A 12,604-nucleotide genomic window follows, 5' to 3' on the forward strand; every position below is an offset into this window, starting at 1 on the left:
CACGACTGCGGCGACCACATGACAGCCACACCGGACGCCCCCGGGTGTCCCGATCTTACGAATGATCCGAACGAACCCACGAAGAAAGGTATGGACCGCATGATCACCGAGGCCGACGAGGTCCTGCTGCGCCGCGCCGTCGCCCTGGCCGCCCTGGCCGTCGACGCGGGGGACGCGCCGTACGGTTCGCTGCTGGCCGCGCCCGGCGGCGCGGTCCTCGCCGAGGCGCACAACACCGTGCGGCGCGACCGCGACGTCACCGCCCACCCGGAGCTGAAGCTGGCCCGCTGGGCGGCCCGTGAGCTCGCCCCGGCCGAGGCCGCCCGCACCACCCTCTACACGAGTTGCGAGCCGTGCGGAATGTGCGCGGGCGCCCTGGTCCGTTCCGGCCTCGGACGAGTGGTGTTCGCCCTGTCCACCGAGCAGTTGGTGGAGCTGAACCCCGCCTCCGGCGCCTGGCCCGCCCTCGTCCAGGACGGCCCCGCGCTGTTCGCCGAGGCCCGCGCGCCGATCGAGTCCTACTACGCGCCTGGGCGGTGACCGCGGGTCGGCCGCTGCGGCGCGGGCGGCGCCGCGCGGCCCGACACGGCGCGCGGACGCCGGTGCCTGTGGCGGGCACCGGCGTTCCGGGCGTGCGCGGGTCAGCCCCAGGGGTCGCCCTCGGCGGTCATGTTCGCGGCGGCCTCGCGGTCCTCGCGTTCCTGCCGGATCCGGTTGTCCGCGTCGTCGCGGGCGCGTTCGACCTGGTCGCCGGAGGCGTCGGCGGCCTCGTCGTGGGCGAGGGCGGCGCGTTCGGGCGGTGCGGTGGCGGGCTGGGCCGCGTGGTGGCGGAACCTGTCGAAGATGCCCATGTCTCCTCCTCGGGTGGGCGTCCCCCCTTGCCACGGTACGCCGGTGGGACGGGCCCGGTCCGGGTCCGTCCCACGCGGGGGTGTGGTCAGGAGGACTCGCCCTCCTGCTGCTGGTCGTCCGCGGACTCCTGGCCGCCGGGCATCGCGCCCTCGGCCTGTTCGCGGGCCTTCTGCTCGGCCTCCTCGGCCTTGGAACCGTGGTCGCCGAGCGCCGACTTGGCCTGGTCGGCGAGGTCGTTCGCCTTGTCCTTGAACTGGTCGCTCAGACCCATGTCTCCTCCTCGGGGTGTCGTGACAACGGGCTCCGTCCACCCTCGCACCGGCCGGGGCGGGTCGCATCCGGAGCTTTCCCGCTCACCCGTCCGGCCCGGTGCGGCCCGGTGGCGCTGCCGTCCGGTCCGCCGTCGGCCCGCTCAGCCGGAGATCGACGCCGCGCCGGTCTCCAGGTGGCCGGTGAACCGCTGCGACCAGCTCGCGTCGCCGCTGACCGTCACCGTGAAGTCGTACCAGCCGCCGTTGTACGCCACCGCGTTGAAGTAGTCGCTGGTGCTGCCCCCGGCCGCGACGGTGTACGTCCACGGGCCGTCGGTGCGGTAGTTGTTCGAGGTGACGGTGAAGGTCACCGCCGAGCTGCCGCTGTTGGCCAGCTTGAACCAGAGCGCGAGCCTGCCGGTGTCCGGCGCGGCCGCGTACGTCGCGGTGACGGCGGCGTTCTTGCCGGACGCGGTGGCGTCGCCGGTGAAGCGGCGCAGGAAGCGGTTCGGGCCGACCACCGTCAGGTCGTACTTGCCCGCGCCGTAGCCGGTGCCGCAGTTGAAGAAGTCGCTGGTCGCGCCCGCCGGGTCCACCGTGTACTGCCAGGGCCCGCCGGAGCGGTGGGCGTTGGCGTACGCGGCGAAGTGGGTACCGGCGCTGCCCTGGTTGGCCATCGCGATCCACACCTTCATCACCCCGCCGGAGCCGAACTCCAGGTGGTCCAGGTTGGCCACCGGCTGGTACGGCAGCGCGCGGGCCGGGCGGGTGCCCGGCTCCTGCACCGGCAGCTGGTTGTTCACCGGCGCCGGGTTGGGCAGCGGCCCGCAGGCGGCCAGGCCGATGGTCTGCGAGGTGTCCGGCAGCGCGGGCATCCCGTACACCGGGTGGGCGAAGTCGAACATGCCGGTCAGGTCGCCGGTGACCTTGCGCCGCCAGGCCGAGATGTTCGGGGTGGTGGCGGGCTTGCCGATGGCGGCCGTCCACTTCTCCAGGAAGCGCAGCACCGAGGTGTGGTCGGAGGTCTCCGAGGAGACCCAGCCGCCCCGGCTCCACGGCGAGACGGCGATCATCGGGACGCGGAAGCCGAGGCCGATGTTGACGCTGTTGTAGAACTCCCCCGGCGTCCCGGCCGGGGCGGCCGGCGGCGGGACGTGGTCGAAGAAGCCGTCGTTCTCGTCGTAGTTGAGGAACAGGATCGTGGAGTCGAACACCGCCGGGTCGGCGTTCAGCGCGTCCAGCACGTTGTGCACGAAGTGCGCGCCGTCGGCCGGGGTCGCGTACGGGTGCTCCGAGGACGCCTGGTCCGGCACGATCCAGGACACCTGCGGCAGCGTCCCGGCCAGCACGTCCGCCTTGATCGCGGCGACGATGTCGTCCGGCGTCCTACCGGTCACCTTGGGCACCGAGCCCATGCCCTTGACCGCCAGCGCGCTGCCCGCCGGGGCGCCGGAGAACTGGGTGAAGTACGCCAGCGCGTTGTCGCCGTAGTTGTCGGCGGCGTTCTGGTAGACCTTCCAGCTGACCCCGGCGGCCTCCAGCGCCTCCGCGTACGTCTGCCACTTCAGGCCCGACTCGTCCCCGCCGTCGTACGCCGGGCCGCCCGCCGCGCCCGCCGGGTCGATCTGGCCGGACCAGTGGTAGGTCCGGTTCGGGCCGGTCGCCGAGAGCACCGAGCAGTGGTAGGCGTCGTTGACCGTCCAGTTGTCGGCCAGCGCGTAGTGGAACGGGATGTCGGCCCGGGTCAGGTAGCCCAGGGTCCGGACGTTCCCCTTGGCCGCCACCCAGGAGTCCAACTTGCCGCTGTTCCACGCCTTGTGCTGGTCGCTCCAGCCATGAGCGAGATCGCCGTTGCACTGCGCCAGCCGCTCCGGGTCGGCGCCGCCGGCCGGCTTGGTCGCCGAGAACTGCCACGGGTACTGCCGGCCCAGCAGGTTCGGCTGGTTGAACACGCTGTACCCGCCGGACAGTTGGATGGTCGCCCGGTCCGCGAAGCCGCGCACGCCCTTCAGCATCCCGAAGTAGTGGTCGAAGCTGCGGTTCTCCTGCATCAGGACCACGATGTGCTTGGCGTCCGCGAGCGTCCCCGTCGCCCCCGCGACGGCCGCTGCCGCGGGCGCCGCCCCCGCCGCCCCCGCGGCCGTGCCCGCGACGGCCGCCCCGGCCGCCGCGCTCGCCGACCACGCCATGAATTTCCTGCGACTCAGCCCTGCCATTTCGACCCGCCCGTCCCATCGGCTGCCGGTGATGTTGTCCAGACACCTTCGTGTCGAACGCCGAGCATCCTCACGCAGGACGGGCCGCCGGGTCATGACCCTGGAGCAAGGGTTGGCGGACTGTTCACCGGGCCCGGAAACGTCAGCCGGAGGGTGAACGGCCGGGGCCCGGTCCTTCACTTCCCCGGTGTGTCGTGGTGGACTTCGCTCCAGACGGTTTCGCGGGCGGTGCCGTTGTTGCGGGAGGGCGGGGAGTAGCGGTGGCCCCAGCGGTCGCCCAGGGCGAGGGCTTTGAGGACGGCCAGGTGGTCCTCGGGGCTGGGGGAGCCGTCCTCGGGGCGGAAGATGCGCAGTTCGACGCGGTAGCCGTCCGGGATGACGGTCAGCCTGGCCTCCCCGCCACCGGCCTCGGCGAGCTGTTCGGCGATCTCCCAGGCACGTTGCCGCAACACGTCGCCGCTCACCGGGCCACCCCCAGCGCGGAGCGGGCCTCGGGGCCCAACTCCGGGGTCGCGATCCGGACGGGGGCGGGGAACTCGCCGCGTAGCAGCGCGAGTTCGAGCAGTGCCTCGGCGAGCTGCTGGGCCCAGGGCAGTCCGACGCACCCCAGCGCGAGGCCGGCCAACTCCGGTGGGACGTCGTCGCGGTAGACCGGCGAGAGGCCGGTCGGCGGGTCCAACCTGGCCGCCTGGAAGGCGCGTTCCAGCGAGTCCGCCGCCCGCTCGGAGTCGGTGAACCCGCCGCGCAGGAACCGCTGCAGGACGTCGACGGCCACCAGCGGTTGTCCGGTGTACAGCACGTGCTTCCTCTCTTCGGTGTATTCAGGCCACATCGGCCACGACGCAACGCGGACACGCACAGCGCGGCCAGGTCAACGCCGAGACCAGCGGCAGGTGCAGGTCCTCGTCGGAGGCGCAGGAGGAGACCTGCACCCGACTGCCGTCGGGCCGCACCCGGTAGACCCGGATGGTCAACTTCGCCGCCGGGGTGAGGTACTGGCGGCCGGCGGTGCGCGGGGGTTCGGGGCAGGAGGCACCGGTGGCCTCCGAGGACTGCTCGGTTTCCGACACTTGGCTCCTGGCCTCGCTACGGGTCCCGGTGGGACGGATGGGTGATTCGCCGTGGGCCGACCGCAGATAGCTGCATCAGCCACCGAAGGAGTTGCGGAACCGGCGCACGTCGCACCGCTCACTCCGCTCCGTAGCGGTTTCGCTACCAGGAGCACCGACTGTCCCGTAGGCTTGCCTAGTCTTCAAGTTTGCAAAACCGCAAGGATGGAGGCCCGTTGAACCTCAAGCCACTGACGCCCGAAGCTTCCCCACGGGACGCCTTCGGCGCCGAACTCCGAAGTGCACGTGAGGAGTTGGGAATCTCACAGGACGAGTTGGCCATGCGGATGGGGTACTCGTCGGGGCACATCTCGTCCGTGGAAACCGGCCGCAAGCCGCCGACTTTGCCTCTTGCGCGAAAAGTCGACCAAGCGCTCGGCGCCGGAACGAAGTTCGTGAACCTCGCCCAGGGCGTGCGCGCGAACAGCATGCTGCGGGGGTTCAGTCACTACGTGCCCTTCGAGGCGAAGGCCATCGAAATCCGGGTGTTCGAGATCGGCACCATCCCGGGCCTGCTCCAGACCGACGCGTACACCGCCGAACTGGTCGCCGCCTCCATCGCCCGGGGGGCCGCCACCGAAGCCGCGTCCAACGATTGGCTCCGGGTCATGGCCCAACGCAAGAAGCTGCTCACCCGCGAGTCACCCCCGGAGCTGTACGTGATCATCGACGAGAGCTGCATCCGGCGTCCGATCGGCGGGCCCGAGGGCATGGCGGCCCAACTCGACCACCTGCTCGAAGTCTCCGCCCTGCCGCACGTGACGCTCCAGGTCGCGCCGTACTCCCTGGGTGCGAACCGGGGCCTGAATCTGCCGGCCTACCTGCTCCAACTCCCGGACCGCTCCGTGGCCGCGTACAGCGAGGCCGCCCACGAGAGGTTGTTCGAACGCGACCCCGCAGCCATCCGGCCCCTGCTCACCGCTTACTACCATCTCCAGGTGGAAGCACTGAGCCAGGAGGCATCCCGAGCGTTCATCCGGAAGGTGCGAGCGGAACTACTGGCGACCGCCCCCCAGTAGTTCAAGTCCAGCTACAGCCGCACCGGCCCGGAGACCACTGCCGACTCCCCCGCCCGGGGTGCCCCCACGCCTTCGTCTCCAGCGTCCTGGCGGGGGACTTCGGCGCCGTCTGACCGCACCCCGCCGCACGAAGCCCGGACCGCTCCTCCGTGAGGGCCCGGGCTTTCGCGTTCAGTCCTTGACCGTGATGCCCAGCGCCTGGGCGAACTGCGGGGCGAGGTCCAACAACTGGGTCGTCGAGATGAGTGCGCCGCGCAGCCCGAGGTGGCCGTCCGGGAGGCCGAGGGCCGCCGCGCCGCGCAGGTCGGCGTTCTTCAGGGTGGCGCCGCGCAGGCGGGTCTCGTCCAGGGTGCTGCCGGGGAAGGAGACGTCGGTGAGCTTGGCATCGGAGAGGTCGACGTCCCGCAGCAGGCAGTCCTCGAAGACCACGTCGCGCAGCACCGCGCCGCGCAGGTTGACCGCCTCCAGCTTGCACTGGCGGAAGACCGTGCGGCGGATCGCCGAGCCGTACGCCGAGATGCCCGCGAACACGCTGCCCTCGACCTCGGTGTCCTGCCACTCGCTCTCCGCCAGGTCGACCCCGACCAGCCGGGCCCCCTGCACCCAGACCTCGTTGAACCCGGCCCGCCGCAGCTTCGCCTCCTCGACCCGCACCCCGGTGAACGCGCACTCCAGGAAGTGCGCACCGCCGAACTGCCCGGTCAGCGCCAGGTCGTCGAAGTGCACGGTGTCGTACCGCCCGTCGGGCCGCAGCGGCCCGGTGTGCCGCTGCAGCAGGTGGGCGTAGGGGAGGTCTTCGAGGCGCACGGTCAGCTCCGTTTCGCGGACAGGGTGAGGCCGGCGGCGACGGCGAGCGCCACCAGGAGCCCGGCGATCAGCACACCGGCCTCCCCGGCCAGGGTCGCAGCCAGCACCGACAACGCGGCCAGCGGCAGGACCGACTGGGCGGCGCCGCGCTTGTGGTGCCGGGAGTGCAAGGCCCAGACGGTGAACAGGAACAGCGCGGTGGGGACGGTGACGGCGGCGCTCGCGGCCCGGGCGGAGACGTGCGCGGTGCCGACCGCGTGTTCGACGGCGACCTCCAGGCCGGCGCCGATCGCGGCGGCCGAGGCGAAGACCACGTAGTGGCCGTAACCCCAGGGCAGCGCCTGCCGGTTGCTCCGCAGGTGGTCGTGGCCGTCGCCGGCGAAGTAGATCCACCAGGCGCCGAAGCAGATCAGCAGCCCGCCGCCGGCGATCGGCAGCAGCTCGGCCACGGCCTCGTGCTCGTCCAGGGCGGTCTGGATGGCGACGGTGGCGGCGGCGACCGTCTCGCCGAGCACGATGATGGTGAACAAGCCGTAGCGCTCCACGATGTGGTGCCGGTGCCAGGGCGTCCGCTCGTCCTTCTCGGCCCAGGCCGGGACGGCCAGCTCGGCCAGCACCCCCACCGGGAACAGCGGGCCCTGCGTGCCGTGCGGGAGGAGCAGCAGCACCACCCAGAACACCTGCACGACGGTGATCCCGGCCGCGTACCGCAGCGCGCAGGTCCGGGCCGCTCCGCTCTCGCCGCGGGCGGCGCGCAGCCACTGGGTGACCATGGCCAGCCGCATCAGCACGTACCCGGCCACCGCGAGCGCCAGGTCCTGGTCCTCGAAGATCCGCGGGACGCCGGCCGCGAGCACCAGCACGCCGGTGATCTGCACCAGGGTGGTGAGCCGGTAGGGGACGTCGTACGCGGAGGCGAACCAGGTGAAGTTCATCCAGGCCCACCCGTGAGCCAACGGAGCAACACCGCCTCTCACCTGCGGAAACGCCCATACGGGCAATCCACACCCTTGAAAAAGGCCGAGAGGCGGACCCGACCGCCCCGGCCTGGCACCAGCCTGTGTGCCCCAGGCCGAAGCGGAGAGACTTCGGCGAACGGACGAGCATGGAACGCGACGACCGCCCCACCCTGCGGGCGCTGGGCTTCACGGATGACGAACTCAAGAAGCTCGGGCTCTGGGAGATTCAGACCGGTAGCCCGGACGACTTGGCCGAGATGTACGTTCGGCGAAGCAAGAAGAAGGACACCCTTTCCACCCTCCGTCAGCAGGTCCGGGAAATGTGTGCTCACGCCACCGGAGAGGGAAAGCGAATCCGCCGGGTCTGGTTCGAGCAGCGATCGGCCAGTAAGGCGCATGTTCGGCGCGAGGAGTTCGACAACGCGACGGGCGCGGTAATCAGCGGATTCTCAAGGACTCTCTACGTCTACAAGACGAGCCGCCTTTCCCGCCGAGGAATGGGGCAGGTCGGCACCCTTCTCGATCAATTCGATCAGCGGCGCGCCCGAATCGTCATGACCGTCGAGAAAATCGACTCGTCCAAAGGATCTCGAATGGTCCTTGCCATCCTCAGCGAGCAGGCACGCGAGCAGGCCGCCGAGATTGCCCATTGGACGAAGGTCGGCGGTGATGCCCACAAGGCTGAGGGACGTTGGCCCGGAGGAGTAACGCCGTTCGGCCTGGAATGCATCAAGGGTTCCGGAAAGCTGACGCACCACCCGTTTGAGTATGCGATTGCGCGCCGAATCGCGGAAGGACTCCTCAAGGGCATTACGCCCGCCGAGATCGCAAACGCCCTGAACCGTGACAAGGTCCCCACCCGCAAGGGCAAGCAATGGCGAGCCCAGACCATAATCCACCTTGCACAGTCGCCCAGTTGGGCCGGACTAATTCCTAACCGAGAGCGACAGACGGACGAATTCGGGAACCATCTCGATAAGTGGCATCGCGGAGGCGAACCGCTCATGGCGGCAAATGGTCACCCCATCCAAGCAGGCGAAGGGGTCGTCACTTTCGCAGAATGGGAGAAGATCAGGGCAATCATTTCTGGACGCGCACGCCCCGGCACAACTATTGGCGACCGGACACGGGGAGTCCGCAAGGCCGCAACCATCATGACGGGAATTCTCCGGTGCCCGCACTGCAAGGGTCCTATGGGCAACGGTGGCCGGAACTACCGTTGCCTTGCTCGAATCAATCAGGGCCCGTCTGTCTGTGTCGGAGTTGCTACTACGCGGCAGCGTGTCGATGACGCCATGGAAATGCTCTGGATGAATCACATTCTGAGCCTGTCGCCCGAGTCGCCGACGATTCATGCAATCGCGCGAAGGTGGCTTTCCTATCAGGACCCCGCAAAGGAGTCCCGCAAGCAGGCAGTATCGGCAGCGCTCGACAATGCCGCTTCACGCGAAGTCAAGCTCAACAAGGAGTATTTCATCGGCGGCGGAATGGATGAGGCGCAATACGAGACCCTGCGAGCGGAACTTTCCGCGCAGATAGCTAACCTGAAAGCCGAGTTGGCCGAGCTCGGCAAACTGGCAGACCTGACACCCCTTATGGAACCCAAAGCACTTTCTGCGCTTTGGGCGTCCGTGGGAATTGATGGGCGCAGAGCACTTATTCAAGCTGCGCTCACGAGCGTGACCGTGCTCCCCGCAAAGGGGCTTGGAGACCGCACACCGATTGCCGATCGACTCGTCCCCGAGTGGCGGGACAAGAGCGACGAGCGGAACCTTGACGCGGCCTTCGCAGCCATCGAACGCAGCAGGACGCGGCGCAAGGCTTTGGAAGCCGTCTAGGCGGACTGAGAGCCGTCCACAGCCCCGTTCCTCCATTCCAGGGAGGGACGGGGCTTTTTCGTGCCGCAGGGGCCCGGCGGTTCCCGGTTGGGCATGCCAGCAGTGACGGAGCAGGCCAGCGGCCAGCCGGAGCCCACCTCTCCCGACCTGGGCAAATGACGCGATGACGGTTTTATGGATTTTCCGCATTCACAATAGAAAGTCTTAAGGGAAAGCCGAAAGCTCATCTGTTCCGTCATCCGTCATTCGGGCAATGCCCGCCCCGCGCGCTGACGGGCAGGCATTCCACTACCTAGATACATAGTGAGCCGAGTAGGCGCTGAGTCAGCCCAGCGAACCAACGGCCCGGGAGCGCTCCGACCCGCCCCAACAAATGATCAACTTAATACCTGGTTCCGGCATGGACGCTACATGCGCCCTGCCGAGCCAATCAGGTAGGGGACTCCTTCCCTCTGCCTGTAGGGCCCCGTGTTACGGATGCTGCTTTCCCGCCGGTTTGTCGGAGACCGTCGGAGGTGCAGTCCGTGATACGGGGCCATTTTTGTATGCGAATCCGACTGGGAGCCCACCAATGGACCGGCGATCCGAAATTACCGAGCATGTCAGCAACGCCCGTGCCGAAGTGGAAGCCGAGGAAGCTGCCAAAGCGGCGAATATCAGAAGTCAGTCCAAGCGATCGGCCGCTGACCTCCCCAGCCTGCGCCAACAGATCGGCGCAAAGTTCTCCCTTCCGGAGATTCTGATTGATCGACTTTCCGGTTCCACTGCCGAGGAAATCACGGCTGATGCACAGAAGGTTGCCGAGCACTTTCGCCCCGGCCTTCGCACTAAGCCGATGGCTCTCGTAAAGGGTGCTGGTGCAGCGGAGCACGATCCCGGGACTGATATTGACCCGGTACGGCTGGCCGCCGCAATCCTCAAACGTCGCACTATGCGCTGACTCCAAGCCTTATCCGACACCCCAAGCCAAGAGGAATTAAGAATGACCGACACCAATTCCGATGAGCGCGCTAAGCGCCTGGACTACCTCTACAACATGGCAGCCCGAGCCATGCCCAGTTACATCTACACATGCACGCCGGAGAACGTGAAGGGTGCCCTTGCGCACCTTGACGAGATGCTGAGCAAGAGGGCCGACGCAGACCACGCCGTAGCCGTCGCCGAGGCCGAGCTTGCCGAGGCAGAGACCAAGGATCACCGGGCCACCAAGGCAGCCCTTGCCGAGGGGAAGCCGCTTCCGAAGCCCACTGCCCGGGGGCCGCTGGAGAACCGCCTTGCCGAGGCTCAGCGGCTCCAGGTGGCGACCTACGAGCTGGCCGCCGAGGCTGCTGCGGCCGTGCATGCGTGCGCCCTCTCCAGCAGCGCCGAGTGGCGGGCCGAAGTGGTCGGCTTGGCTGAGGAGAAGCGCACCGCCGCCGCAGCCATCACCGCTCAACTGGCCTGTCTGCTCGACGAGTTGGTCTCTCTGGCGCAAACCGTGGAAGCCCTGGATGAAGACCTGGGCCGTCCATGGAACGGAAATGAGAGCCAGTGGCGGTACATGGCTCCGCGCGGCGGCATCAACTGGAATGCCGACCGAATGGCGCTGGACCGAATTCTTGCCGATCGACTGGAATACAGCGCAGCCTATTCCGGCGGGCTCCCCGGGCGACTGGACCCCGCTGCCGACCCGAACACGGAATGTGATCCGGCGGCTGGCCCGTCTTCCCCCGATAATGGAATGGAGCCGTGGAACCAGTGACCACCACCCCGTTGTCTGTGCGAGAGAAAGCACTCCGCGCGCTAAGTCGGGTCACCCGTGACCAGGAAACCGGCTGCCTAATCTCGGCAACCCTGGATCGAAAGGGCCGGGCAGTGGTCCGCTACCAAATGGATGGGCAGACTATTCGGGTGCTCGCTCACCGCGCGGTCTATGCGGCTTTGCATCAGCCGCTCAAGCCCTACCAGGCGTTGCGTCGGCGTTGTGGCGATCTTCGCTGCGTAGAGCCAACCCATTTCACCCTGACTAGTTAGTTGCACCTGGCATTCGTGACCGTGGGTCACCCCAGGGGGTGGGGTAGGACCCCCTCCCCCTCCCTCGGGGATCGCAGCGCTATAGCAGAAACCGGCCTGTCTACGGGTCTGGGATTTCCCGGGTTGACCCAAAGTAACGAACTCCCAAGGGAGTTGGCTCCAATTGCTCAGTCGAAACGGGTCCTTACGCGCGCGTGCACGAGTGCGCGCGGGAGACTGCACGTCCCACGGGCGGAATAGTCACCCCTAGAAACTGCCACAGCGGCCCGTATGCCGCCTTTCAGGCTACAGACGGGCAAGTGGGTCCACCCCTGCAATTACAGGCCCGCAAATCGCCGTCCTGGACTGACCGAGAGGCCGCCTTGAGAACCGTCCACCCCGAATGCGGCCGGTCGTGGTCCGGTCGTCGCGCGGAGCACTGTCCAGCCTGCTGCGAGACCTTCGCCGGTACCCGCGCTGGCGACGCCCACCGAACCGGCCCGTACGGTGCCCGCAGGTGCCTGCCACCGGCCACCGCCGGACTCTGGCAGGACGACCAGGGCATCTGGCACCGGAAGCCCTACCGGGACCGTTGAACGGTCCCTTGCCCCCGTTCCGCCCTTCGCTGGAGCAGGGCGGGGGCTCTTTGCGTTGGACGAGTCGAATCCGTCCGATGGGCTGACATTGCGCTGCTATCAGGGCATGCTAGGGGTCACGGAAAGCCGTGCAAGATCGCGCAAGTGATGTGACAGGGGAGGTCGCAATGGGCGTACGATTCGTGGGAATCGACCCCAACACGGGCACAGCGAACAGCCCGACCGTTTGGGTGGATGATGCAGACGGCACGATCATGATTCAGGGATTCACGGCGAGCGAATCGCAGATCACGCAAGTTCTTGCGGCCGGACATGGGCCGGATCACGAGAACACGATCCCTGCCCATGAAACGGTAATTCACATTCCGGCGCGGATGGTGCCGATTCTGAGGAAGGCATGCGATGACGCAGAGCGGTCCCAGCTTCATTGATCTCTTGAAGGAGGTCAAGGTCAGTGCAGTTCACCTCGAAATGCGCGACTCATATGGGGTGTCGGACGAGCGCGCTGATTTCGAGCGGTGGCAGCAGACCGGTGAGCGGGATATCGACCCTGGCTCAGAGTATTGGGGATTGTGGGTAGAAATCGTTTCGGGTCTCGTGCGTCAGGGTGTGAGTGTTCGGCGCGCCCGAATCGTATCCGAGCCCGTTACGGACTATATCCGTTACGAGCATGCGGGCACTGTGGTCAATATCGGTGCCGGTGAGTATGTCCGATGGCTTCCACGACGGCAGGCGTCTGATATCGCCCTTCCCGGAAATGACTTCTGGCTGCTGGACGGGAAGGTCGTGCGGTTCGGCCACTTCTCCGGTGACGGCGAATACCTCGGCGACGAAATCACCGATGATCCCCGTACTGCCAAGCTGTGCGAAGAACTCGTAACACGATCTTGGTGATCGCTACTGGTGGGCGTGACTGATGTGACGATTCGCCTGTTCGTGATGGTGTGAGCAACAAGCCGTGGATC

15 protein-coding genes and 1 pseudogene are annotated in these 12,604 nt (G+C 67.7%); 8 read left to right on the forward strand and 8 right to left on the reverse strand.

All coding sequences use genetic code 11. The features are described from left to right. Positions 1–99: 99 nt before the first annotated feature. On the forward strand, positions 100–540 hold the full coding sequence (locus ABD345_RS38760) for a nucleoside deaminase (RefSeq protein WP_344559361.1): 441 nt from the start codon (positions 100–102) through the stop codon (positions 538–540). Positions 541–641: 101 nt separating this feature from the next. On the opposite strand, the gene ABD345_RS38765 is transcribed toward ABD345_RS38760, so the two are convergent. From ABD345_RS38765 to ABD345_RS38790, 6 genes are all read right to left on the reverse strand, one after another. Next, complete coding sequence (locus ABD345_RS38765) at positions 642–851, reverse strand: hypothetical protein (protein WP_344559340.1); 210 nt, start codon at positions 849–851, stop codon at positions 642–644. 86 nt (positions 852–937) lie between these two features. Beyond that, positions 938–1,123, reverse strand: a complete 186-nt coding sequence (locus ABD345_RS38770) for a hypothetical protein (protein ID WP_344559342.1) — start codon at positions 1,121–1,123, stop codon at positions 938–940. Positions 1,124–1,264: 141 nt separating this feature from the next. Continuing rightward, the gene (locus ABD345_RS38775; protein WP_344559344.1) at positions 1,265–3,319 is read right to left on the reverse strand and encodes a phosphocholine-specific phospholipase C; all 2,055 of its coding nucleotides are present in this window, start codon (positions 3,317–3,319) and stop codon (positions 1,265–1,267) included. A gap of 176 nt (positions 3,320–3,495) precedes the next feature. Beyond that, positions 3,496–3,783, reverse strand: coding sequence for a hypothetical protein (locus ABD345_RS38780; protein WP_344559346.1), 288 nt, complete (start codon positions 3,781–3,783; stop codon positions 3,496–3,498). Continuing rightward, entirely contained in the window at positions 3,780–4,118 is a 339-nt protein-coding gene (locus ABD345_RS38785; RefSeq protein ID WP_344559348.1) for a hypothetical protein, read from the reverse strand. Before ABD345_RS38785 ends, ABD345_RS38780 begins: the two co-directional genes overlap by 4 nt. A gap of 22 nt (positions 4,119–4,140) precedes the next feature. Then, the gene (locus tag ABD345_RS38790; RefSeq protein ID WP_344559349.1) at positions 4,141–4,389 is read right to left on the reverse strand and encodes a hypothetical protein; all 249 of its coding nucleotides are present in this window, start codon (positions 4,387–4,389) and stop codon (positions 4,141–4,143) included. Positions 4,390–4,604: 215 nt separating this feature from the next. On the opposite strand from ABD345_RS38790, the gene ABD345_RS38795 reads away from it, so the two are divergent. Next, positions 4,605–5,447 carry a helix-turn-helix domain-containing protein gene (locus tag ABD345_RS38795; protein ID WP_344559351.1) on the forward strand — a complete coding sequence of 281 codons (843 nt, stop codon included), beginning with the start codon at positions 4,605–4,607 and terminating at the stop codon, positions 5,445–5,447. Positions 5,448–5,618: 171 nt separating this feature from the next. Here the strand turns inward: ABD345_RS38795 and ABD345_RS38800 are convergent, their stop codons facing one another. Together ABD345_RS38800 and ABD345_RS38805 are read right to left on the reverse strand one after the other, a co-directional pair. Then, entirely contained in the window at positions 5,619–6,254 is a 636-nt protein-coding gene (locus ABD345_RS38800; RefSeq protein WP_344559353.1) for a pentapeptide repeat-containing protein, read from the reverse strand. A 2-nt stretch (positions 6,255–6,256) separates the two neighbouring features. Then, positions 6,257–7,198 (reverse strand): annotated as a pseudogene (locus ABD345_RS38805) (low temperature requirement protein A); the annotation flags it as partial. Between the two features lie 161 nt (positions 7,199–7,359). On the opposite strand from ABD345_RS38805, the gene ABD345_RS38810 reads away from it, so the two are divergent. From ABD345_RS38810 to ABD345_RS38830, 6 genes are all read left to right on the forward strand, one after another. Then, complete coding sequence (locus ABD345_RS38810) at positions 7,360–9,051, forward strand: recombinase family protein (RefSeq protein ID WP_344559355.1); 1,692 nt, start codon at positions 7,360–7,362, stop codon at positions 9,049–9,051. A 571-nt stretch (positions 9,052–9,622) separates the two neighbouring features. Further along, the gene (locus tag ABD345_RS38815; protein ID WP_344559357.1) at positions 9,623–9,991 is read left to right on the forward strand and encodes a hypothetical protein; all 369 of its coding nucleotides are present in this window, start codon (positions 9,623–9,625) and stop codon (positions 9,989–9,991) included. Positions 9,992–10,033: 42 nt separating this feature from the next. Beyond that, the gene (locus ABD345_RS38820; RefSeq protein ID WP_344559358.1) at positions 10,034–10,792 is read left to right on the forward strand and encodes a hypothetical protein; all 759 of its coding nucleotides are present in this window, start codon (positions 10,034–10,036) and stop codon (positions 10,790–10,792) included. A 571-nt stretch (positions 10,793–11,363) separates the two neighbouring features. Beyond that, on the forward strand, positions 11,364–11,639 hold the full coding sequence (locus ABD345_RS40405; RefSeq protein ID WP_425556955.1) for an FDXHR family putative zinc-binding protein: 276 nt from the start codon (positions 11,364–11,366) through the stop codon (positions 11,637–11,639). A gap of 167 nt (positions 11,640–11,806) precedes the next feature. Next, complete coding sequence (locus ABD345_RS38825; RefSeq protein WP_344559359.1) at positions 11,807–12,070, forward strand: hypothetical protein; 264 nt, start codon at positions 11,807–11,809, stop codon at positions 12,068–12,070. Beyond that, on the forward strand, positions 12,042–12,533 hold the full coding sequence (locus tag ABD345_RS38830) for a DUF6879 family protein (protein ID WP_344559360.1): 492 nt from the start codon (positions 12,042–12,044) through the stop codon (positions 12,531–12,533). Before ABD345_RS38825 ends, ABD345_RS38830 begins: the two co-directional genes overlap by 29 nt. Positions 12,534–12,604: the final 71 nt, after the last annotated feature.

Origin of the sequence: Kitasatospora saccharophila, assembly GCF_039529925.1 — a bacterium.
Classification (GTDB): Bacteria; Actinomycetota; Actinomycetes; order Streptomycetales; family Streptomycetaceae; genus Kitasatospora; species Kitasatospora saccharophila.

What these genes read in the sequence shown, in the direction of transcription:
- ABD345_RS38760 (WP_344559361.1), top strand. Translation starts at nt 100, where the DNA reads ATGATCACCGAGGCCGACGAGGTCCTGCTGCGCCGCGCCGTCGCCCTG.
- ABD345_RS38765 (WP_344559340.1), bottom strand. Translation starts at nt 851, where the DNA reads ATGGGCATCTTCGACAGGTTCCGCCACCACGCGGCCCAGCCCGCCACC.
- ABD345_RS38770 (WP_344559342.1), bottom strand. Translation starts at nt 1,123, where the DNA reads ATGGGTCTGAGCGACCAGTTCAAGGACAAGGCGAACGACCTCGCCGAC.
- ABD345_RS38775 (WP_344559344.1), bottom strand. Translation starts at nt 3,319, where the DNA reads ATGGCAGGGCTGAGTCGCAGGAAATTCATGGCGTGGTCGGCGAGCGCG.
- ABD345_RS38810 (WP_344559355.1), top strand. Translation starts at nt 7,360, where the DNA reads ATGGAACGCGACGACCGCCCCACCCTGCGGGCGCTGGGCTTCACGGAT.
- ABD345_RS38815 (WP_344559357.1), top strand. Translation starts at nt 9,623, where the DNA reads ATGGACCGGCGATCCGAAATTACCGAGCATGTCAGCAACGCCCGTGCC.
- ABD345_RS38820 (WP_344559358.1), top strand. Translation starts at nt 10,034, where the DNA reads ATGACCGACACCAATTCCGATGAGCGCGCTAAGCGCCTGGACTACCTC.
- ABD345_RS38825 (WP_344559359.1), top strand. Translation starts at nt 11,807, where the DNA reads ATGGGCGTACGATTCGTGGGAATCGACCCCAACACGGGCACAGCGAAC.
- ABD345_RS38830 (WP_344559360.1), top strand. Translation starts at nt 12,042, where the DNA reads ATGACGCAGAGCGGTCCCAGCTTCATTGATCTCTTGAAGGAGGTCAAG.